At 42.1% G+C, this 22,045-nt stretch carries 17 protein-coding genes, 3 tRNA genes and 1 pseudogene; 18 read left to right on the top strand and 3 right to left on the bottom strand.

Features of this window, described 5'->3' with window-relative positions:
• Positions 1-6 precede the first annotated feature (6 nt).
• Positions 7-1,245 carry an ABC transporter permease gene (locus STRCR_RS06430; protein ID WP_004228084.1) on the top strand — a complete coding sequence of 413 codons (1,239 nt, stop codon included), beginning with the start codon at positions 7-9 and terminating at the stop codon, positions 1,243-1,245.
• 365 nt (positions 1,246-1,610) lie between these two features.
• Complete coding sequence (locus STRCR_RS06435) at positions 1,611-3,419, top strand: InlB B-repeat-containing protein (protein WP_004228931.1); 1,809 nt, start codon at positions 1,611-1,613, stop codon at positions 3,417-3,419.
• Between the two features lie 14 nt (positions 3,420-3,433).
• Here the strand turns inward: STRCR_RS06435 and STRCR_RS06440 are convergent, their stop codons facing one another.
• On the bottom strand, positions 3,434-4,387 hold the full coding sequence (locus tag STRCR_RS06440; protein WP_004225294.1) for an IS30 family transposase: 954 nt from the start codon (positions 4,385-4,387) through the stop codon (positions 3,434-3,436).
• A 72-nt stretch (positions 4,388-4,459) separates the two neighbouring features.
• On the opposite strand from STRCR_RS06440, the gene STRCR_RS06445 reads away from it, so the two are divergent.
• Positions 4,460-7,357 carry a putative Ig domain-containing protein gene (locus tag STRCR_RS06445; RefSeq protein WP_003048818.1) on the top strand — a complete coding sequence of 966 codons (2,898 nt, stop codon included), beginning with the start codon at positions 4,460-4,462 and terminating at the stop codon, positions 7,355-7,357.
• A 538-nt stretch (positions 7,358-7,895) separates the two neighbouring features.
• On the opposite strand, the gene STRCR_RS12135 is transcribed toward STRCR_RS06445, so the two are convergent.
• Positions 7,896-8,372, bottom strand: coding sequence for a hypothetical protein (locus tag STRCR_RS12135; RefSeq protein WP_157769175.1), 477 nt, complete (start codon positions 8,370-8,372; stop codon positions 7,896-7,898).
• 327 nt (positions 8,373-8,699) lie between these two features.
• Here STRCR_RS12135 and STRCR_RS06460 point away from each other — a divergent pair, with 327 nt between their 5' ends.
• The 15 genes and pseudogenes from STRCR_RS06460 to radC all read left to right on the top strand — a co-directional run bounded on the left by STRCR_RS06460 (position 8,700) and on the right by radC (position 21,046).
• On the top strand, positions 8,700-9,932 hold the full coding sequence (locus STRCR_RS06460) for a PTS sugar transporter subunit IIC (protein WP_004225137.1): 1,233 nt from the start codon (positions 8,700-8,702) through the stop codon (positions 9,930-9,932).
• On the top strand, positions 9,932-10,777 hold the full coding sequence (locus STRCR_RS06465) for an alpha/beta hydrolase (RefSeq protein WP_004226609.1): 846 nt from the start codon (positions 9,932-9,934) through the stop codon (positions 10,775-10,777). The genes STRCR_RS06460 and STRCR_RS06465 overlap by 1 nt, the downstream gene beginning before the upstream one ends.
• A gap of 574 nt (positions 10,778-11,351) precedes the next feature.
• Positions 11,352-12,142 (top strand): annotated as a pseudogene (locus STRCR_RS06470) (SDR family NAD(P)-dependent oxidoreductase).
• A gap of 164 nt (positions 12,143-12,306) precedes the next feature.
• Positions 12,307-12,579, top strand: a complete 273-nt coding sequence (gene rpsP / locus STRCR_RS06475; RefSeq protein WP_004227887.1) for a 30S ribosomal protein S16 — start codon at positions 12,307-12,309, stop codon at positions 12,577-12,579.
• Positions 12,580-12,590: 11 nt separating this feature from the next.
• Positions 12,591-12,830 carry a KH domain-containing protein gene (locus tag STRCR_RS06480; RefSeq protein ID WP_004229971.1) on the top strand — a complete coding sequence of 80 codons (240 nt, stop codon included), beginning with the start codon at positions 12,591-12,593 and terminating at the stop codon, positions 12,828-12,830.
• A 381-nt stretch (positions 12,831-13,211) separates the two neighbouring features.
• Positions 13,212-13,283 (top strand) — tRNA-Gln (locus STRCR_RS06485).
• Positions 13,284-13,302: 19 nt separating this feature from the next.
• A tRNA-Leu gene (locus STRCR_RS06490) sits at positions 13,303-13,386 on the top strand.
• Positions 13,387-13,468: 82 nt separating this feature from the next.
• Positions 13,469-13,542 (top strand) — tRNA-Arg (locus STRCR_RS06495).
• A 449-nt stretch (positions 13,543-13,991) separates the two neighbouring features.
• Positions 13,992-14,513: a ribosome maturation factor RimM gene (gene rimM / locus STRCR_RS06500; RefSeq protein ID WP_004226704.1), complete on the top strand. Its 522-nt coding sequence runs from the start codon at positions 13,992-13,994 to the stop codon at positions 14,511-14,513.
• On the top strand, positions 14,503-15,264 hold the full coding sequence (trmD, locus tag STRCR_RS06505; RefSeq protein WP_004228277.1) for a tRNA (guanosine(37)-N1)-methyltransferase TrmD: 762 nt from the start codon (positions 14,503-14,505) through the stop codon (positions 15,262-15,264). The genes rimM and trmD overlap by 11 nt, the downstream gene beginning before the upstream one ends.
• Positions 15,242-16,240 carry an NAD(P)/FAD-dependent oxidoreductase gene (locus STRCR_RS06510; protein ID WP_004225811.1) on the top strand — a complete coding sequence of 333 codons (999 nt, stop codon included), beginning with the start codon at positions 15,242-15,244 and terminating at the stop codon, positions 16,238-16,240. The genes trmD and STRCR_RS06510 overlap by 23 nt, the downstream gene beginning before the upstream one ends.
• A gap of 372 nt (positions 16,241-16,612) precedes the next feature.
• Positions 16,613-17,356, top strand: coding sequence for a DeoR/GlpR family DNA-binding transcription regulator (locus STRCR_RS06515; protein WP_268739571.1), 744 nt, complete (start codon positions 16,613-16,615; stop codon positions 17,354-17,356).
• Positions 17,353-18,264: a 1-phosphofructokinase gene (gene pfkB / locus STRCR_RS06520; protein WP_004227478.1), complete on the top strand. Its 912-nt coding sequence runs from the start codon at positions 17,353-17,355 to the stop codon at positions 18,262-18,264. Before STRCR_RS06515 ends, pfkB begins: the two co-directional genes overlap by 4 nt.
• Entirely contained in the window at positions 18,261-20,219 is a 1,959-nt protein-coding gene (locus tag STRCR_RS06525) for a PTS fructose transporter subunit IIABC (RefSeq protein WP_004228368.1), read from the top strand. Before pfkB ends, STRCR_RS06525 begins: the two co-directional genes overlap by 4 nt.
• A gap of 131 nt (positions 20,220-20,350) precedes the next feature.
• Entirely contained in the window at positions 20,351-21,046 is a 696-nt protein-coding gene (gene radC, locus STRCR_RS06530; protein ID WP_004229236.1) for a RadC family protein, read from the top strand.
• A gap of 141 nt (positions 21,047-21,187) precedes the next feature.
• On the opposite strand, the gene STRCR_RS06535 is transcribed toward radC, so the two are convergent.
• On the bottom strand, positions 21,188-21,880 hold the full coding sequence (locus tag STRCR_RS06535) for a gamma-glutamyl-gamma-aminobutyrate hydrolase family protein (protein WP_004228468.1): 693 nt from the start codon (positions 21,878-21,880) through the stop codon (positions 21,188-21,190).
• Positions 21,881-22,045 lie beyond the last annotated feature (165 nt).

Raw genomic sequence — 22,045 nt, forward strand, 5'->3', positions numbered from 1 at the left:
TTTATGATGCAAAATTGGAAATTCGCCCTTGGTTCAATCATGGGGCACAAGATGCGCTCCTTTCTGACAATGTTGGGGGTTATCATCGGAGTGGCGTCAGTGTCAGTTGTTATGGCCATCGGGACAGGCATGCGAAATTTTATTGGCGACCAAATTAGTAAATATCAGCATGATGTCCAAATCTATTATTCTTCTGATGAGGATCAATATCAAGATGAAGGTTTTGGAACTGATTCAGCTAGTAAGAATGCTCCAAAAATTAAAGAAGAATGGCTTCAAACAATATCAAAAAATGTTGATGGTGTCAGTGGATACTATGTAACGAATACGACTAATGCCGATGTTTCTTATAGCAGTAAAAAAGCAAAATCAGTAACTCTGACAGGAGTTAGCAGGACATATTTTGATGTAAAAAAATATAAGGTTGTTGCTGGTAGGCGTTTAGAAAAATCTGATTATACGCAATTTTCTCGTTACATCATGATTGATGAAGTTTTAGCTGGGAAACTATTTTCAACTTACGATGCTGCTCTTAATAATATTATTGACGTTGGTGGGAAACAATATCGAGTTGTAGGTGTTTATAAAGATCCCGATGCGGGTTCATCTGCTTATGGAATGAATTCAGGTGGTAATGCTATTTTGACTAATACTCAGTTAGCTTCAGAATTTAATGTTGATGAAATTGGCGGTGTTTATGTTCACATACCTGATGTTATTAATTCTTCATCATCTGGTAAAGAAGCAGCTAAACAACTGACCAAGCTGTCAGGTGCTAAGGAGGGTCACTTTAAGACTTTTGATCTCAAGAAGGTTATTGCCAGTGCTAATGCTCAGTTGGCCGGAATTACTTTGTTTATTGGGATTATTGGCGGAACCTCTCTTCTAGTAGGTGGTATTGGTGTCATGAATATTATGCTGGTATCTGTAACTGAACGGACACGAGAAATAGGGCTGCGTAAGGCACTGGGGGCTACGCGTCAGAATATCTTGCTTCAATTTTTGATAGAATCTATTATGTTAACATTGATTGGTGGTATAATCGGACTTGTTCTAGCCTATGGCTTAGTTGGTCTATTAGGAAATTCAGAAGGCCTAGTCAATCAAATAGGTAAGCCTATTATTGCTTTTAGGACTGTATTAACAAGTATCTTATTTGCGGTATTTGTCGGTATTGTCTTTGGAATCCTGCCGGCTAACAAGGCCAGCAAGCTGGATCCGATTGAAGCACTGCGTTATGAATAGCCGAACATTTTATCCTAAAACGGTATTGAACGATCTCTTAGAGGTCGTTTTCTTTTGGAATTTTTAACTGAATAATGGCGATGGACTCAGTTTTTAGAAAGTGAAGAAGGTGATTTTAATGATAAAACTATTTTATTCTTAAAAGCTTATTTTGTATTGTTGATAGGACTTTATACATTTTTATGATAACTGTCAAAAAGTTAACAAAACCATTGCATATTGATTGACAGTCTCTTCGTAAAAGAAGTAGAATGTTTATATTAACTTTAATTTTAGCAAGATAATCTCAGTTTTTTTGTTCGTAATTAACGAATATTTGGGAGAGAGTTAGTTGCTGATTTTTAGAAAGAGGTATGATAGCTGTTATGAAACATTCTATTAAGGAAAAACAGCGTTTTTCTATCAGAAAGCGGAAACACATCGGAGCGGGCTCAGTTCTTTTGGGCCTGACCTTACTGATGATGTCTCTGGGAGGGGGACAGGTTCAGTCAGATGATGTGAGTGGGGAAGGTAGTTCTAGCTCTGCTGCTCAAGTTACAGAGAATCCTGTGGCTGGTCCAGCTGCTAGTCCTACTGAGGATAATCAGTCTACTTCCGATGTTGCCACTAGCCAACCAGAGAAGCCAGATTCTGAAGATGGTAAGACCAGAACGGTGACGATTACCTATACTGTAGTTTATGTCAATGGGGCGGGTCAGGAAATTTATCGTACAACCAAGACTAAGACAATTACAATTGAGGGAGATAGTCCTGCTAGCCTGACGGTTACGGAGGATGGTTCGGCAGATTTGGCTAACCCTGCTTTGGTCAATTATGAATTAGCGGCTGGTCCAACTAGTCAAGTTGTTACTGAGAATGCTGACAATACTGTAACTGTACAGGTGAAGGAAAAGACAGCAGAGGAAAATAAGGTGACGGAAGCCAACTCTGACCAGACTTCAGAGTCTGCGACAGTGCCTGCCTCGGTATCTAATGTTAATGATGAGAAGCAAACAGTATCTGCAGACCAAACGCCTGCAGCACAGAGTGAAGCTGCCTCAAATCAGTTAGGAAATCCATCAGATGCAACAGAAGTGGCTAAACCGGCTGTTGAACTAAGTCCTGAGGAAAGTCAGCCCCTAATTCGTGATTTGCTGCGAGCTTCTATGGTTGCTGCTAATAGCCTTGATGATGCGGTAACGGTCCCGGGAAATACAGCGGATGCTGAAACACCATCAGATCCAGAGGAGGTTGCTGATATTTTAGGAACTGGCATTAGCAAGGTTAATTTCTACAATGAGAATGAACTGGTTTCAACACAGTACGTTAAATCAGGGGATTACCTCTTGGAACCAAATGTTCCCGAATCAGGGGATAAGGCTTTTAAGGGCTGGCTTTATAATGGGCAAATTTTAGATTTTACTAAACCAGTGGATTTTCCAGTTGGTCAAGAAGTCACTGTTACAGCCAATTATTCGGATACTGTTCGTGTAACTTTCAAAAATGATGAAGGGATTATTGTTTCTGTTAAGGAAATTCCAACAGGGACAAGGACTAACGCTAATGATGTAGCTATTTTGTCGCCTAAGGACTCCTTTATCTTTTCACATTGGTCAACGTCACCTAATGGCAGTGATGTTTTTGATTTTTCAACCCCAATTAATAGAGATACCACCCTTTACGCCGTGATTAAGAATCAAAAAACGATTTCCTTTGATTCTAACGGGCGGACACCTGTTAATAATGTCTATGTTGATTCGGGAAGTTTAGCTGATAATCTAGGCAGTCTGCCTGTACCAACGCGTCAAGGGTACAATTTTAAAGGTTGGATGGATAGCAAGACTGGTCAGGATGTTGATGAGACGACCGATGTTACCCGTGACTATCGTCTGCAAGCGCAATGGGAGGCTAAAACTGATACACCTTACATGGTTGTCCATTGGATTGAAAATCCGACCGGTCAGCGTGAGGTGAATGGTATTCAATATACGGTCGGGACGATTACTAATGAAACCGGAAGGACTGATGATCCGGCTACTTATACAAAGCCAGATTTCTTTTCTGCCTATACCTTATCAGACTACCAGCCTGAAGTAGGTGTGGTTAAGATAAGTGGAGATGGTCAAGCCACTCTTAATGTCTACTATGAGCGCCGTAAGTATGATCTTACGTTAGATAACTTTGGGGATGACTAAATTTCAAGTTCAAGTTAGCCAGTCTGTAAAAACTCTTTAGGAGATTTATAATTGAATAGTTTCTTTGGATAGTTGTTAATCCAGTTTTCAATAAATGCGACTTGTTGTTGAGTCGCATTTTTGCTTCCCTTAGGCAACCAGCGCCGGATGAGTCTATTATGATTCTCATTAGTTCCACGCTCCCAAGAAGAATAGGGGTGGGCATAGTAGATATGAGCAGGGTCAAAAACTTCTGCTAAACGACTGAATTCAGCCCCGTTATCAGCTGTGATAGAGTTAATTTGATAATCCCTGAGGATTGCTTTCAGAGCTTGATTGACTGAAGACGTGGACTTATCGGGAATGAGTCGAATGATTTGATAACGACTCTTTCTATCCGTTAGAGTCAACAGGCACTCGTTTTTTGCCCGAGTTTGAATAACCGTATCAATTTCAAAATCACCAACATTCTCACGCTTGTTAATGCTTTCTGGTCGTTCCTCGATAGACTTTCCAGCTGGCTTAAAGTTGGGACTGGCATGCTTTTTCTTAGTTTTCTCCTTGCGAGGATAAAGCATGTCAGCTTTAGTCAATCCTAAGTGTCCATGATGAATCCAGTAGTAAATAGTGGAGATGGGAACAGGTAATCCTTTTGCCTTTACTATCATCTCAGGAGAATATTTCTGTTTGATGTAGTGAGTTATCTTTTCTTTGAGTCCCTTGGTCAGGGAGACTTGTTTAACAGAACGTTTACGATTGTTTTGATAGGCTTTTTGGGCGAAGTCAGCTGAGTAGATCACCTCAAATTTTCCTTTACGCACTTGTTGTCTAACCTGACCACGTTTGACTTCGTTGTGAATGGTTTGAGGAGCTTTAGCCAATCTCCTAGCGATTTCACGATTTGAGAGCCCTTCTTGAAGCCAACGTTCAATTATTCTACGTTCAGTTAGTGTCAAATGTTTACTTTTTGGTGTATAATAGTTTTGCATCTCAGAGTCTTTCTAATTGTTATTGTGGTGATTACAATTATATCTCTCTGAGATGTTTTTTGATACTCTTAGGTGGCTAACTTCATTTTAGAACTTTCCAACTTTGGGGATGTTGCTGTTTATCAGGTGAAATGGGGAGAACCCTTGACACAGTATCTGGAGAATAAGGGTGTGCCTTCTTGGAGTATGTACAATCGTATTAGTCCAGGAGGAAGTCTCCTAGCTCGGACCAATTATCCAATGCCGGCCATGGATACTACAATTAGAGCGACTGGTAAAAGGTTTTCAGCCCGTCCTATCATGTACTATATTGATATAGATACAGGGGAAACCTTCTATCAGCAGCAAATTAATTCTAATGTCGGGGCGACTTTAAATCTGTCATCAAATGTGGAAGGTTATGACTTTATTAATTTTGCTGGTCAGCCACAGGGGGTCCGACAATTTATTGTTAGCGATAGCGATATTTGGGTTTATTTTAAAAAGAAGGCCTATAATGTGGCCTTCATCACCGACAGTGATATCCCAGACAGTCATACCATGGTTCCTTATAAATCTAGTGTGACCACTTTGGTTCCAACAAATATGACTCCTTATGTCACTAAAAAGACTGATGAACATGGTATTAATTATGTCTTTACTGGATGGTATGACAATGCGGCAACCAGTGGTAATCCTGTTGATTTTTCTAATGTAACGGTACCTGCTGGTGGTTTGGTTTATTATGCTGGCTGGACTAAGGAATATGTTGAAGTGACGGTTCATCGTGATACTACTCTGGATAAGGATGACAAGGATAAATATGTTCTTTTGGTCAGCTCGGGTAATAATGTTTTAAACACCGATAACAAATATGCCCAAGTAGATGCTGATGGTCATTCGAAAAAGGATGAAAATAATAGTCCGATTGTTGACAATAGCAAGACCTTTAACGGTAAGTTGGACGTTAACGATAAGACTAATTATGATGGAACAACTCTAGAGCCAATTTGGTACAAATTGGTGAATGGCCGTTTGGAAAAAGCTAACTTAGCTGATGAAATTATCGATCCTGGTACAATTTTGGTGCCAGTCTGGGAATACAAGACAAAGACGGTTGTCTACAATGCTAATGGCGGCAGCCAACCACCTGCAACTGAAGATCTGGAGTTCATGCGGAATGTTATTATTGCTGAACAAGGTGAGATGGCTGCTCCAAGCCAAGAGTATGTCTTTACGGGCTGGAATACACAGGCAAATGGTAGCGGTAAGACCTACCGTCCAAAAGATCTTCTTGGCTTCAACCAATTTTCTGGAGACAGTTTGACCCTTTATGCACAATGGCGTAAAAACCCAGACTATGATTTTGCAACGGTAACTTATAATCCTAATGGGGGCAATGGTTCGGTTGTTAGTAAACATCACAAGACAAATAGTCCCATTTATATTCGAAATCAAGGCTATTCCCGCCCCGGTTATAACCTCATTGGTTGGTCAACCAAGGAAGGAGCCAAAGAAGGGGATGAGCAATATGCGACTGGTGCCAAGATCCCAGTTAATAATCAGACGCTTTATGCAGTTTGGACCGAAAAGCTGGCTGCTGATGTGGTAAATCCTAATATCCTCACTGATAAAACCGATGCTGGAGATAAGGTGGTTGTAACTCCTAATAAAGAAAATGCCATGATGAGGCCAAGTGCAGTGGCCAATGGTTTGTCGGTAGATAGCAATGGTCATCTTGTTGGTCAGGCTGATGTTAAGGATTGGAGCGGTAATCAAGATGAAGAGCGAAACTTTAATCTTTCTGTTACGATAGTCTTGCAAGTTACACGTCCAAATGGTAATTCCACTAATGAAACCATTACTGTCAATGTCCCTGTTACCATTCAGCGCGATACGGATGGCGATAGTATCCCTGATGTCGATGATTCGGATGATGATAACGATGGTCTTCCAGACGATAAGGATAAAAATCCAAAGTCGAAAGATGCCGAAGGTCCAGTTATCACAGCTGACGATAAGACAGTCACAGAGAAAACCCCGTTTGAAGTACCTATATCTGTCACGGATAATGATGATCCAGACGCTAAAGTAACAGACGTTTCAGGTTTGCCAGAAGGTGTGACATACGATTCAAATAGTGGTAAGATTTCTGGCTCTGCAGGCCAAGAATCTTGGACTGGTGATTCCGATGAAGTTCACACTTATCCAGTAACGCTCAAAGCCACTGATGGTTCCGGCAATGAAAGTACTAAAGAAATCACCATTACGGTACAACGTGACAGTGATGGTGATGGAGAGCCAGATGTGACTGATCCAGATGATGATAATGACGGACTTCCAGATGATAAGGATAATAGTCCAAAATCGAAGGATACTGAAGGTCCAGTTATCACAGCTGACGATAAGACAGTCACAGAGAAAACCCCGTTTGAAGTACCTATATCTGTCACGGATAATGATGATCCAGACGCTAAAGTAACAGACGTTTCAGGTTTGCCAGAAGGTGTGATGTATGATTCGGACAGTGGCAAGATTTCAGGTTCTGCGGACCAAGAAACTTGGAACGATGATTCTGATGAAGTGCATACTTACCCAGTAATGCTCAAAGCCACTGATGGTTCTGGTAACGAAAGCACTAAAGAAATCACCATTATGGTACAACGTGATACGGACAGCGATGGCACACCTGATGTCGATGACTCGGATGATGATAACGACGGCCTCCCAGATAACAAGGATAAGCATCCGAAAGACCAGGATACTGAAGCTCCTGTTGGCAATACAAGTGTTGAGAAGGCTCTTAGACCAAATGACACTGCTCAGTCGCATCACGTTATCAATCGGTCTTCTTCGGAAACGAACTTGCCTAAGACGGGAGACTCGAATAATTATTTACCTTTAGTGGGTGTTTTCTTCTTGCTGTCAGCTTTAACATTCTTTGCTACCGGAAAAAGAAAAGAAGATGATGAGGAGGAGGATGTATTTTAATCTTTACATTGCTTTAGAGATTAAAAAAGAGATAAAACAAGGTTGGAATGATCGTTCCGACCTTGTTTTTATACGCAAAGGAAGTCAAAACTTGTATTCACATTTTTTGACAGTTAGCCTTATGTGGTAGGGACGCAAGCGACTTCCTAACGGAGTTCCATTGCTCATTTTCAAGCCTAGGGTCTTGAAAATCCCCGCGACAGTTGACTTAAATAGGGACAATCGTCTTTTTACCACGGCGGCAACTGTCTGTTTTGAGAGTGGGACAGAAGTCGATTTTTTATATAAATTGACTTCGTTGTCCCACCTCCGCACAGTTGATTAGGATGGCCGCTAACACTTGCGGAGTCGTTAAACAGTCCAGTGGACTGTTTAAGGGGGGGGGCCTGAAAATAGGAGTGCACCCCCACCCCAAGATAGGGACCTTCAATCAGCAGTGGTTCATTGGTGCTAAAGCACCTAATGAACCGTTCAGGGGAAAGACTTCTTGGCAGTGCCAACAAGTCTTTCTCCCAACCACTGCGTCAAACTGTTATTACTATAAAAATAGAAGACTGGAATACTTTTTTCCCAGACTTTTTCCAGCTGACGCTAAGAATTTAAACTTGTGAATACAGTTTCTCAAAAATGAGAGTGGGATGGGCTGGATTTCCCATTCATTTAGCCAAAAGCAGTGGCTGGCTAACTTTTCTTTTATCGCGTGGCCAAGAGGAAAGTCTAGCCGCCTTGCGAGGGTGGGAAAATGGAGCGATTTTCTGCACAAAGACACTTTTTTCCCACTTCCAGCTACCGCAGTAGCATTGATTGCTGCGGTTCTTATCGTGACAAAGTGCGGATAGTTCAAAAAATGGATAAAGCGAAACTTCTCATAAAAGTGCAGCAAGCTGAACGAAGATGCAAAGTCCTTAAGTAGTGTTTCAAAGAAAATTAGGAAGTTTGACGTAGCGTCGTTAATTGAAAGACTTAAGGAAAAATAATCTATTTTTGCAGCAACATAAGCGTGTTCGGTTTGCAATGACGTCTATTTTTGATTTTCAGTTTGGTGATAACATCAGTTGCAAGAAAGTTTTTAAAGAGTCCATTCGATTTTAAATTCATTTATATGTATTTTCAGCCAAATCCATAAGGCCATATCCTAGTAAAAGATAGACTTTGGGACTGCACTGCTCGTTTTTTCTTCAAATAGTTCTTAGCCGTTCAGTGAGAAACTTTTTCCCATTTGGCTGTATGCTATGTTATCTTTTTTGCTCTTAGTGTAGAAGTGATATAATGGTTTTATCATTCGATCGTGCTTTACGTTAACCACCGCTTTTTCAAAGCTTAACAAATGAAGGTTAATTTTATGAAAGATACTCATTTTAAGCGTTCTCTGAGATTTAGACACCAACTTTATCAGAGCTTCAGTGATGTTTTTCCTTTTGCGATGATTTATGCTTGGCTGGCTATCTGTCAAAATCTTTTTGTTTCAGAAAATTCCTTTTTGGCAGAAACCTGCCAATGGGATTTTTATCTGCAGGAGTGGTGGCTGTTTTTATCTCAGACACTGGGGAATGCTTTGCGGTTCTTGATGCTTTTTATAACAGCCTATTTTGTGGCTAGCTTTATTAGACACTATTTAAGCTTTATCAATCGGGAATTCTACCTGACTAGTCTATTAGGCTTTTTTGTCACTTGGCTCTTTCTAGCTCGGATGGGGCAGGGACTGGATCTCCTCGGTCCCAGTCAGCCATTTTGGTTGCTTTTGTTAGTTATTGCTTTTGTGTTTATCCTTGGTATTAAAATATGGGCTTTTAAATCTTCAGCCCTGACTTATACAGGCTTAGGAGGAGTGCTTATCGTGATTTGTCTTGGTTCCAATCTCTTGAAGCGCTTTCCCAGCTTTAAACCGGAATATCTCTTGCAGATGGGCTTTTCGAATTGGTTGGGGGACGGTCCTAGTCACTTGTGGCAGGTCTTACTCTGGTCTTTATTTGCGATTTTTATGCTAATCTTTGGCTTTCTGGTTCCTAATGCCCTCCTGCATCCTTATACTGAATTAACAGTTGTAGGGAATAATCTCGATGCGGCTCTAAGTCAGGCAACTGACAAGATTCCCCACCTTTTTACCCTTTATACCTTAAAGGATAGTTTTGCTATGTTTGGCGGGATTGGCCTCCTTTTGGCCCTCTTACTTGCTGTGTTGATTGAAAGTCGTCGAAGGTCCGGCTCACACTACCATCAATTAGCGCTGTGGACTCTTGTTCCTGTAATTTTTGATCAAAATCTTCCCTTCCTTTTAGGGCTGCCAGTTATCTTGCAACCTATTTTATTGCTTCCTATGATTTTGACAACTCTTTTAGCAGAAGGCTTAGGTGCCCTTTGCTTACAAATGGGTTGGTTAAATCCGGCGGTTTACACAGTCCCCAATGGTACTCCCAGTCTGCTCTTCGGTTTTTTGGCATCCAATGGGGATTGGCGTTACCTCTTGGTCACTGCCTTGATCTTGATTCTGGCAGTATTGGCCTACTTACCCTTTGTCAGACTTATCTTGAAAAGAGAGTCTCAAGCTGCTGAATGGCTGGAAGGAGAAGACTAATGAAAAAGCACCTGAAATCTCTGGCCTTTTCTCTCGTTGCTCTTCTTTTAATAGTCATGACAATTTTGGGAAAAGCCTATGTTAATGAAGTAACCAGACACAAGACCAAGCTTTATAATTCACAAATGATCCCAACGATTTTAGTACCAGGTTCAGATGCTACTCAAGAGCGTTTCAATGGACTGTTAGTTAGTCTGAATGAGCGTGGTCAAAGTCATAGTATTCTAAAACTAACTGTTAAAAAGGATGCTTCCATCACTTATTCTGGCAAACTCAACAGCAAGGACCGACGTCCGTTTATTGTTATTGCTTTTGAAAATAATCAGGACGGCTACACCAATATTAAGAAGCAGTCAGAGTGGCTTGACTTGGCCATGGAAACCCTGCAGGATAGGTATAAGTTCAAGCGTTTTAATGCTATTGGCCATTCTAATGGCGGACTCAACTGGACTATTTTTCTTGAGAAGTATTACAGCAAGGAGGATTTCCAAATGGAAACCCTGCTGACGATTGCCACTCCTTATAATTTTGAAGAAACTAATATTTCCAACAAGACTCAAATGCTTAAAGATTTGACGGCCGCAAAAGAACTGATTCCAGAAAATTTGACGGTTTATAATCTTGCAGGTACGACGTCTTATGATGGGGATAAAATTGTCCCTTTTACAAGTGTAGAGACTGGGAAATACATCTTTCAAAAGACGGCTAAGCACTATACTCAGGTAACGGTATCAGGAGATGAGGCTAGCCATTCTGATCTGCCTAGCAATCCCGAAGTCATTCAATATATTGCTGAAAAAATTGTGATTGATCGCCCAGATAGGCCAGTCAAGCCTGACCGTTAATGGGGCAATTTATCTGGAAAAACGATTATTTCTGTAGGGCTGTTTTTCAAAGCTATGAGGGCTAGGGGCTAGTATGAAAGTAAAAAAACGATGAAAACAATTATTCAAAGAAACTGTATTCACAAGTTTAAATTCTTAGCGTCAGCTGGAAAAAGTCTGGGAAAAAAAGTATTCCAGCCTTCTATTTTTGCAGTAATAACAGTTCATTAGGTGCTTTAGCCAGCACCAATGAACCACTGTTGATTGAAGGTCCTGATCTGGGACGCTGTCTTATTTTCAGGCGCCCCCTTAAACAGTTCACTGGACTGTTTAACTGCTCCGCATCCGCAAGTGTTAGCGGCCATCCTAATCAACTGTGCGGAGGTGGGACAACGAAGTCAATTTATATAAAAAATCGACTTCTGTCCCACTCTCAAAACAGACAGTTGCCGCCGTGGTAAAAAGACGATTGGACCTATTTAAGTCAACTGTCGCGGGGATTTTCAAGACCCTAGGCTTGAAAATGAGCAATGGAACTCCGTTAGGAGGTCGCTTGCGTCCCTGCCACATCAGGCTAACTGTCAAAAAAATGTGAATACAAGTTCTTACAGGTGGAACCTTGAGCATCGGACTGGAACTAGCTAAACTGTTTGCCAAAGAGGCTAGACAGATAAGTTCTGATCGCTCGAAACCAAACAAGATTATCTCAGGCTAAAGAAATCTTGGCAGTCTTAAATTCTAATCTGGAAGTTTTTACCATTAGTGCCGATCTATCAATATTCAAGGAGATTCACCAGTATATCCAGCAGGTTGAGGATTTGGATCTGAAGATCGATAGTTTGATTAATAACGTTGGCTATGGTGCAAGTGGTTTGGCTGATAGTCTCCCTTTAGATACTGTTGAGCGGGCTGTGGTAACTAATGCTATGGCACCACCCCTGATTACTCAAGCCTTTTTACCTGTCATTGTTGAAATCAAGGGGATGTACTCTTTATTGGAGCAGGAGCAGCGACTCATCCTCTGCCTAACCTAGTGCACTATTCTCCTAGCAAAAATCGTATTCACGGTCTTGTCAGTGGTCTCTGAGTTGATTTAAAGGGAACAGACGTTCATACTACAGAAGTTCAACCGGGCCCTGTGCTACGAATTTTGGAGTCAGCAGCGGTGGTTCTGATTTCTCACAAGATTTTGCGGACAATAATCCTCCCAGAAGAGTTGAAATCATATCGCAGCAGTGTGTAAAAGAGTCGCTTATCGCTTTAAGGAGCAATAAATTGCTATTTACCTAGGAGCTGGCTACTGCTTCCTGATTCGCCTGACGAAGCTCGTTCCTGCTTCTTGCTCTGCTAATGGAAAAAATGCTTCAAAAATTTATTTCACGCTAATATTGTTTGAGAAAATAATGAAGCGTTGAGATTTTAGCTGACTAATTTTTAGGACTGTCAAGTTTTTTTCTTGACAGCCTTTTTTCTTTCTGCTATACTGGCTAGGTAAAGTCATGGTAGAAGCTATGGCTAAGCAAGAATTATTATAGAAAAGAGACTTAAACATGTCAGTAAAAATTCGTTTGACTCGCATGGGTTCTAAGAAGAAACCTTTCTACCGTATCAATGTTGCCGACTCACGTGCACCGCGTGATGGCCGTTTTATCGAAACTGTTGGTACTTACAATCCATTGGTTGCTGAAAACCAAGTAACTTTAAAGGAAGACCGTATCCTTGACTGGATGTCTAAAGGGGCTCAACCTTCTGATACTGTTCGTAATATCCTTTCACGTGAAGGCGTTATGAAGAAATTCCACGATTCTAAATACTCAAAATAAAACCTTAGCTTATGGATACCATTGAAAATCTTATTATCGCTATCGTAAAACCTTTGATTTCAAAGCCCGATAGCTTCAGCATCAAAATTGAAGATGGTCCTGAATTTATGGAGTACCATCTGGATTTGGACCCTCAGGATATTGGTCGGATTATCGGCAAAAAAGGTCGAACTATCACAGCGATAAGGTCGATTGTCTATTCGGTACCCGTTGAGACCAAAAAAGTTAGAATCATTATCGATGAAAAGTAGCAGAAGTATCTGTTGCTTTTTAATCTGTTTAGATCCTTTCCTTATTTGGAAAAGCCCTATACAAGATATTAAGCCGTTAAGCGACTCAAAGAAATTTAGGGAGCTTGCCGAAGAATCTCTAAAGATTCTAGGAAAGCGAGTCCAATTTTACAGAGTCGTAGGAGTGTTCAATTTAGGCAGAATTTTTTATGATAACTGATGGCTGTCTATGATTCGCTAGCATACAATACTGTGGATTGCTCTATCAGTGACTTATAGGAGGCTGATCGGTTTTAACGGACTGCCCTCGCCGGCCAGAAGAATTTTAGGATTTACTTTTGGAATTTTCATTCCTAAGCTTCTTGACAAGTTTCTCATTTTTCAGTAAAATATAGGTTGTATTGGGGTATAGCCAAGCGGTAAGGCAAGGGACTTTGACTCCCTCATGCGTTGGTTCGAATCCAGCTACCCCAGTTTTTTTATTTGCTTCTAGGCCGGTGTGGCGGAATTGGCAGACGCGCTGGACTCAAAATCCAGTGTCCTCACGGACGTGCCGGTTCGACCCCGGCCGCCGGTATTAGGATCTTATTTGATAAGTCAAGCCCTAGAATAATGGTTCTAGGGTTGCGTACTGGTTTAGATTTTTCGCAAGTGATTTAGCACCCTTGGCTCAACTGGATAGAGTACCTGACTACGAATCAGGCGGTTAGAGGTTCGAATCCTCTAGGGTGCATCCTTAGGAGTGGGACAAACAGCCATGATGGCTTTGCTCTCACCCACAAAACATTGTAATCTTTGAAGATTACGTATAAAAAATCAGTAAATCGTGATAAAATCACGATTTAGATTTTCCTCGCTTGCCCAGACTGTTTGACCTATCTCTTGCGTGGTAGTTAAAACAGCCCAATGGACTGTTTAAGATGGACGCTTAAAAATTAAGAAGCTCCAGTTACAGAAAAAACCAACCACTGCGTCAATCTAGTAAATGTAGAATAATGCTAAAGAGTCTGGGCTTTTGTTCCAGACTCGTTTTTGATAGCTTGACTAAGACAACTTTTAGGGAAGGACTTGACTGGTATTTTTCGCCTTGTTAGATGATCGATTAAGGGATTTCACTCTTTACTTTAACGGTTAGGGAGTGGTAAAATACTAAGAAATGACTAAATAATATAAGGAAGTTGTATGAACTATTATAAAGTTGGGACTATTGTTAATACTCAGGGGCTTCAAGGAGAGATGCGAGTCCTATCGGTAACTGATTTTGCGGAAGAGCGATTCAAAAAAGGGAGTCAGTTGGCTCTTTTCGATGATAAGGATCAGCTTGTTCAAGTGGTAACCATTGCCAGCCATCGTAAGCATAAAAATTTTGATATCATCAAGTTCAAAGATATGTACCATATCAATGCTATTGAAAAATTTAAAGGCTGCACTCTTAAAGTAGCGGAGGAAAATTTGGCAGATTTGGCTGAAGGTGAATTTTATTATCACCAAATTATTGGCCTGCCCGTCTATGAGAACAATCAGCAGATCGGCCTTATTAAAGAAATTCTTCAACCCGGAGCCAATGATGTCTGGGTGGTTAAGCGAAAAAGCAAACGGGACTTACTCTTGCCCTATATTCCATCGGTGGTTAAGAAGGTTGATTTGGCCAATCAACGTGTTGAGGTTGAGCTTTTAGAAGGGTTAGATGACGATGAAGATTGATATTCTGACCCTTTTTCCTGAAATGTTTGCCCCTTTGGAATATTCCATTGTTGGCAAAGCTCAAGAGAAGGGGCTCTTAGACATCACTTACCATAATTTTCGTGAAAATGCGCAAAAATCCCGCCACGTTGATGATGAACCCTATGGAGGCGGCCAAGGTATGCTGCTGCGGGTTCAGCCAATTTTTGATACCATGGCAAAAATTGATATTCAGAACCAGCAGCCTCGGGTTTTGCTCTTGGATCCTGCCGGCCGAAAGTTTGATCAAGCTTATGCTGAGGAGCTGGCCCAAGAAGACCAATTGATTTTTATTTGCGGTCATTATGAGGGTTATGATGAACGCATCAAGACCTTGGTGACCGATGAGGTCTCCTTGGGTGATTTTATTTTGACAGGCGGTGAACTGGCAGCTATGACCATTGTCGATGCGACCGTTCGCCTTATTCCTGAGGTTTTGGGTAAGGAATCTAGTCATCAGGATGATAGCTTTTCATCCGGTCTCTTAGAATATCCCCAATACACCCGCCCGTATGACTTTCAAGGAATGGTGGTGCCTGATGTTCTGATGAGTGGTCACCACGAGAATATTCGTCGCTGGCGGTTGGAACAGAGTCTGCGCAAGACTTGGCAAAGGCGGCCTGACTTGCTGGATCAGTACCAAATGAGTGCTGAAGAAGCTGAGCTTTTGGAAAAAATTAAAAAAGAAGATAGAGAAATTGAGGAAACGAATGACGGAACAAAAGATTACTGATATTACTATTATCGGCGGTGGGCCGGTTGGGCTCTTTGCTGCTTTTTATGCCGGCCTGCGTGGTATGTCTGTTAAAATCATTGAAAGCCTGTCTGAACTAGGCGGACAGCCAGCTGTACTTTACCCTGAAAAGCTTATTTATGATATTCCTGCCTATCCTAAGACCAATGGGGTTGAGCTGACCGAAAATTTGTTGGCCCAGTTGGCCCGTTTTAAGGACACGACTGAGATTTGTCTCAAGGAAGAAGTCTTGAGTTTTGAAAAGACGGGTGAGCTCTTTACTATTGAAACCAACAAGGGACAACATTTGTCTCGGGCCATTATCATCGCTTGCGGTAATGGGGCTTTTGCTCCGCGAACCTTGGGCCTCGAAGGTGAAGAAGGCTATGCTGACAATAATCTTTTCTATAATGTTCATAAGCTAGACCAATTTGCTGGCCAGAAGGTGGTCATCTGCGGCGGCGGCGATTCAGCGGTTGATTGGGCCCTGCATCTGGAGCCAATCGCTGAGAGTGTGACCATTGTTCATCGGCGGGATGCTTTTCGGGCTCATGAACATAGTGTGGAACTTTTGAATGCTTCCTCGGTCAAGATTATGACGCCTTATGTCCCTTTGAGCTTACATGGAGATGGTAAAACTGTGACTGGACTGTCCATTCAAAAGGTGAAGGCAGAAGAAGTGGTAGATTTGGACCTAGATGCCTTGATTGTCAGTTTTGGTTTCTCAACCAATAATAAGAACTTGCGTAACTGGGGGATTGACTACAAGCGGACCAATATCGCCGTGTCACCGGTCTTTCAAACCAGTCAGGAAGGTGTCTATGCAATCGGTGATGCCGCTGACTATGATGGCAAGGTTGACCTGATTGCTACTGGCTTTGGTGAAGCTCCAACTGCCGTTAATCATGCTATCAAGTATATTTATCCTGATCGTGATAATCGAGCCGTTCACTCGACTTCCCTAATCAAAGACTGAGATATTTGTGTCCTTTCATTCATTAGCCTTAGTGACAACTGGTCTAATTTTGTGAGATAAATTTATCTAGTTATGAATCTAACCTCATCAGGGCTTTACTAATCTGATGCTGGTTGTCTGCCAATTTTAGATAATGACTAGTTTAGACTTGAATCCCTAGCTGGATTCTGTTAGTCTTACTTTCCTTTCTGGCAGTTGGCAGCTGGAAACTCAAAGGTTTTTAGATAGTTGTAATATAGACCAAGCGGTAGTTGCTGCTTGGTTTTTCTATCGGTGGGGCAAGGGTTTGACTGTTTTTGGAAGAAAGTGCTTGACATTGGAAGAAATTGGCTTATAATAAAGATTGTAAACGATTGCAGAGGGGGTGTTGCTATTCTTAAGTCAGAGCGTAAAAAGCTGATTATGGAGCGAATCAGCCAGTATGATTTTGTGACCTTAGACAGTTTAGTATCTCTGTTAGAAACGTCCGAATCGACAGTCCGCCGTGATTTGGACGAACTTGAGGCTGAGCGAAAACTACACCGCATTCATGGCGGGGCAGAAAGGCTTTCCAGCCTTCAAGAAGAGCTGAGCAACCAGCAAAAGGCTATCAAAAATGTTCAAGAGAAAAAACTGATTGCTCAGAAAGCCAAGGACCTGATTGATGATGGTGAAGTCATTTTTATTGAGGCCGGGACGACCAATGAACTTTTGGTGGACAAGTTAACGAGTCAAAATTTGACGGTGGTGACGAATTCTATCCATCATGGCATCAAGCTTGTTGAAAAGGGGATTCCTACGGTTATGATTGGGGGGAATGTTAAGATTCCTACTGACGCTAATATTGGGCCTATCGCCTTTCAGCAGATTAACCAGCTCAATTTTGATAAGGCTTTTTTGGGAACTAATGGGATTGATGGTGAGAATCTAACCACTCCCGATATTTATGAGGCAACCATTAAGCAGGCAGTCATTGCCAGCAGCAAGGAAGCCTTTGTACTGACTGATGCTACTAAGCTGGATCAGGTAGCCTTTGCGAAGTTTGCTAAACTGAAAGAGGTTACCTTGGTCATTAATCGCTCCTCTAAACCAATTGTCACTACTATAAAGGAAAAAACGAAGGTGATTGAAGTATGATTTATACCATAACCCTCAACCCATCTATCGACTACATCGTTCGTCTGGACAGTGTCGTTCTCGGCAGTGTCAATCGCGTGGACAGCGACGATAAGTTTTCTGGGGGGAAGGGCATCAATGTTAGTCGAATTTTGCAACGCTTAGGTGTGCCTAATACGGCAACAGGTTTCTTGGGCGGTTTCACTGGCAAGTTCGTTGAAGATGGACTCAAGACTGAAAACATCCCAACAAAATTTGTTCAGGTTGATCAAGATACTCGAATTAATGTCAAAATAAAGGCAAATGATGAGACAGAAATCAATGGTGCTGGTCCTGAAATTAGTTCAGAACAGTTGGCTGATCTGGAAGCTATTCTGGCAGGTCTCTCGGCCGATGATATTGTGGTCTTTGCAGGTTCTGCCCCAAACAATCTAGGCAACCAAGTTTATAATCGTTTGCTTCCTGTTGCTAAGAAAGCAGGAGCTCAAATCGTTTGTGACTTTGAGGGTCAAACCCTCTTAGATTCCCTGAACTATCAACCGCTCCTTGTTAAGCCTAATAACCACGAATTGGAAGCCATCTTTAATGTTAAGCTCAACGGCTTAGCAGATGTTGAAAAATATGCTAGAGAGATTTTGGCTAAAGGAGCTCAAAACGTTATCATCTCCATGGCAGGTGATGGGGCTCTGCTGGTAAGGCCAGAAGCTGCTTATTTTGCTAAACCAATCAAGGGGCAAGTTAAAAACTCGGTTGGTGCAGGCGATTCAATGGTTGCTGGTTTCACAGGAGAATTTGTCAAATCTGGTGATCCGGTCCAAGCTCTTAAGTGGGGCGTGGCTTGCGGAACATCGACCGCTTTTTCCGATGATTTAGCTAGCGTCGATTTTATCAAAGAAACTTATCAAAAAGTAGAGGTAGAAAAACTATGAAAATTCAAGATGTCTTGAGAAAAGAAGTCATGATCATGGATTTGCAGGCAACTACTAAGGAAGCTGCGATTGATGAAATGATTTCTTCCTTGGTTGACAAGGGAATTGTCACCGACTTTGATACCTTCAAAGCGGGTATCATGAATCGGGAAGCCCAAACCTCAACAGGTTTGGGTGATGGTATTGCCATGCCCCACAGTAAAAATGCTGCCGTTAAGGAGGCGACGGTGCTCTTTGCTAAATCAGCTAAGGGTGTTGATTATGAAGCTCTTGATGGTCAGCCGACCGACCTCTTCTTTATGATTGCAGCTCCAGATGGTGCCAACGACACTCACTTGGCTGCCTTGGCTGAATTATCTAAGTATCTGATGAAGGACGGCTTTGCTGATAAATTGCGTCAGGTAACCAGTCCTGAGGAAGTTATTGCAACTTTTGATGCAGCAGAAGAAGAAAATCAGGCGGAAGCTGCTGCTAAAGTTGCTCCAGCTGCTGACGATGACCAGCCACTGGTCGTTGCGGTTACTGCTTGTACCACTGGTATCGCCCACACCTACATGGCAGAAGAAGCACTGATTAAGCAAGGACAGGAAATGGGGGTCAATGTTCGAGTTGAGACTAATGGTGCTTCAGGCATTGGTAATGCCCTAACAGCTGATGAAATCAAACGGGCTAAGGGTGTTATTGTTGCTGCGGATAAGGCTGTTGAGATGCCTCGTTTTGATGGCAAACCATTGATTTCTCGCCCAGTCGCTGAAGGTATTAAAAAACCAGAGGAATTGATTAATGCTATTTTGGATGGTAAGGCAGAAACCTACCATGCGGCCGCAGGAGAAGCTAGCTCAGCTGCAGCTGATTCTGGTGAAAAGACCGGTCTTGGAGCAGCCTTCTACAAACATTTGATGAGCGGAGTTTCGCAAATGTTGCCATTCGTTATTGGTGGCGGTATCATTACAGCAATTTCTTTCTTGATTGATAACTTTATGGGTGTTCCGCAAAGTCATTTATCAGACTTAGGTCACTACCATACTGCTGCAGCTCTGTTTAATCAAATTGGAGGAGCGGCCTTCTTCTTCATGTTACCAATCTTGGCTGGTTACATTGCCTACTCTATTGCGGAAAAGCCTGGTTTAGTAGCCGGTGTTACGGCTGGTTATATTGCCAAAGTCGGTTACGCCATCAATATGATCGGTGCTGATGAAAGCAAGCTAATTCCGTCCGGATTTCTCGGTGCTTTAGTCGGTGGTTTCTTAGCTGGTGGTGTGGCTTTGATGCTGAAAAAATATGTCAAAGTCCCCCGCTCTTTGGAAGGTATCAAGTCTATATTGCTCTTACCTTTGCTTGGTGTTGCTATCACGGGCTTCTTAATGCTTTTGGTCAATGTACCAATGGGAGCTATCAACACAGCTTTAAGTAGCTTCTTGGAAGGTTTATCAGGAAGTTCGGCTGTTCTTCTGGGCTTGATTGTTGGTGCCATGATGGCTATCGATATGGGTGGTCCATTCAATAAGGCAGCTTATGTTTTCGCTACAGGTACGTTGGCAGATCCTAATGCTCTTGCGCATGGTGGTACAGTTGTTATGGCAGCAGTTATGGCTGGTGGTATGGTTCCGCCATTGGCAGTCTTTGTAGCGACTCGTCTTTTCCCTAAGAAGTTTAATAAAGAAGAACGCGATTCTGGTTTGACCAATATTGTTATGGGCTTGTCCTTTATTACCGAAGGAGCTATCCCATTTGGTGCCGCTGACCCAGGCCGGGCTATCCCAAGCTTTATGATCGGTTCAGCTTTGACAGGAGCTTTGGTTGGTGCTGCTGGTATCAAGCTTTTAGCTCCTCACGGTGGTATCTTCGTTGTTGCTTTGACAACAAACTGGTGGCTCTATCTGATCTTTGTTGCCATTGGAGCAGTCGTATCCGGTATCATCTTTGGTGCTCTTCGCAAGGAACAAGATGCTTAGCTTAATCTTCAAAAAATAACATCTAATCTCTTCAGTATCCATTTAGCTGGAGGGATTTTTAATTTTTAAAATGTTGCGGAAAAATAGGATTTTTGTTGCTGGCCTACGAATATAAAGTTAGGAGGTAGAACATGTATAGTGTAGAAATTCATGAAGAAGCTATGAGACCCAGAGAACGTTTGATTAGTCTTGGGGCAGAGAGTCTGAGTAATCAGGAGTTATTAGCAATCCTCTTGCGGACGGGAACCAGACAGCACCACGTTTTAACTTTGGCCAATAATATTTTGGAGAAAGTTGATAGCTTAGCCGATTTTCGCAGCTTATCCTTGGAGGAATTGCAGGCTATTCCAGGGATTGGTCGGGTTAAATCCATTGAGCTGAAAGCAGCCTTGGAATTCTCTAAGCGCATCAATCAAACACTGCCTGAGAAGTCCGAAAGGATTATTTCCAGTGACCGCCTGGCTAAGAAAATGATAGCAGAGTTGCGAGATAAAAGGCAGGAGCATTTGATAGCCCTCTATTTGGATACTCAAAATCGCCTGATTAAAAAGCAAACTATTTTTATCGGTAGTGTCCAGCGTTCTATTGCAGAACCGCGAGAGATTCTCCACTACGCTTGCCGGGTTATGGCAACGTCGGTTATCGTTGTTCATAACCATCCTTCGGGACAGCCTGATCCGAGTCGTTACGATATCGTGTTTACAGAGAAAATCAAACGCTGTTGCGATGACCTTGGCTTGGCCTTTTTGGATCATATCATCGTTGGTTCTGATCATTATTACAGTTTTCGGGAAGAAACGGATATCATCATTGACCTGCCCAGCTGAAAACATTGAAACTAGCTTGCTAATAAAAAAGGCCAGACAGTGGAAAAACTGTCTGGTCGAAATGATAAGTTTTAATTCTTGCTAGCTGCTTAATGACATGAGAGGAGGGCAGCTTCTTAATTTTCAATCGCTTTTTCATACCTATAACTCGTTGACAAAATAGTTGAAGAGCTCTTGATCTTCCTGCCGACTGCCAATCAGGTGTTCTGGGTGCCATTGGACTCCTAAAAAATGGATATCAGGATGATTGGAGGCAACCGCCTCGATGGTTGAATCTTCAGGATCCTCGGCAATAACATCTAGGTAGGGAGAGAGTTCCTTGATACTCTGATGGTGGAAGGAGTTGATGGTGGTTTCTGAGCCATAGATTTCAGCCAATTTTGTATTGGCCTTGATTGTCATTTCATGAGAGAGATAGTCAGTTGGAGCCTCCTGCCAGTGATTTTCAATGGCTTGGTTAAGATTACCTCCCAGAGCCACATTCATGAGCTGGGTACCACGGCAAACGGAGAATATAGGTTTTCTTTGACGGATAGCTTCGTCGATAATGGCAAACTCAAAAATATCTCGGCGATGAGAAAAATCATCATCTAAAGCCTGTTTTGTTTCGTGATAGAATTCAGGATCAACATTTTGTCCACCAATCAGTAGAATCTTATCCACCCTATCAACATACTCGATAGCATCATCGATGGAACCAATAGGGAGGAGCAGAGGAATTCCACCAGCCCTTTGAACGGCCTGGACAAATCCTCTAGGTGCATAGCTGGTGATTATATTATCGCTGTTGGGTCTTTCATTTGTTGTAATACCAATAATTGGTTTTTGCTTCATTAAGGAAAACCTCCTAGGGGTAGGTATATGAATTGAGAAGGGGATGGGACAGAACAGCCGTAGTGGCTTGGCCCCCACCCACACATGTGTTAATCTCTGAAGATGGCGCATAAGGCAACTATGAGGACTGTTGTCCCCATAGCCAAAACTCATAAGATGGCCTAC

Origin of the sequence: Streptococcus criceti HS-6, from assembly GCF_000187975.2 — a bacterium.
Classification (GTDB): domain Bacteria; phylum Bacillota; class Bacilli; order Lactobacillales; family Streptococcaceae; genus Streptococcus; species Streptococcus criceti.

Coding starts and splice junctions, on each gene's coding strand:
- STRCR_RS06465 (WP_004226609.1), top strand. CDS start 9,932: ATGAAAAAGCACCTGAAATCTCTGGCCTTTTCTCTCGTTGCTCTTCTT.
- rpsP (WP_004227887.1), top strand. CDS start 12,307: ATGTCAGTAAAAATTCGTTTGACTCGCATGGGTTCTAAGAAGAAACCT.
- STRCR_RS06525 (WP_004228368.1), top strand. CDS start 18,261: ATGAAAATTCAAGATGTCTTGAGAAAAGAAGTCATGATCATGGATTTG.
- STRCR_RS06535 (WP_004228468.1), bottom strand. CDS start 21,880: ATGAAGCAAAAACCAATTATTGGTATTACAACAAATGAAAGACCCAAC.
- rimM (WP_004226704.1), top strand. CDS start 13,992: ATGAACTATTATAAAGTTGGGACTATTGTTAATACTCAGGGGCTTCAA.
- STRCR_RS06430 (WP_004228084.1), top strand. CDS start 7: ATGCAAAATTGGAAATTCGCCCTTGGTTCAATCATGGGGCACAAGATG.
- radC (WP_004229236.1), top strand. CDS start 20,351: ATGTATAGTGTAGAAATTCATGAAGAAGCTATGAGACCCAGAGAACGT.
- STRCR_RS06510 (WP_004225811.1), top strand. CDS start 15,242: ATGACGGAACAAAAGATTACTGATATTACTATTATCGGCGGTGGGCCG.
- trmD (WP_004228277.1), top strand. CDS start 14,503: ATGAAGATTGATATTCTGACCCTTTTTCCTGAAATGTTTGCCCCTTTG.
- STRCR_RS06440 (WP_004225294.1), bottom strand. CDS start 4,387: ATGCAAAACTATTATACACCAAAAAGTAAACATTTGACACTAACTGAA.
- pfkB (WP_004227478.1), top strand. CDS start 17,353: ATGATTTATACCATAACCCTCAACCCATCTATCGACTACATCGTTCGT.
- STRCR_RS06460 (WP_004225137.1), top strand. CDS start 8,700: ATGAAAGATACTCATTTTAAGCGTTCTCTGAGATTTAGACACCAACTT.
- STRCR_RS06435 (WP_004228931.1), top strand. CDS start 1,611: ATGAAACATTCTATTAAGGAAAAACAGCGTTTTTCTATCAGAAAGCGG.
- STRCR_RS06480 (WP_004229971.1), top strand. CDS start 12,591: ATGGATACCATTGAAAATCTTATTATCGCTATCGTAAAACCTTTGATT.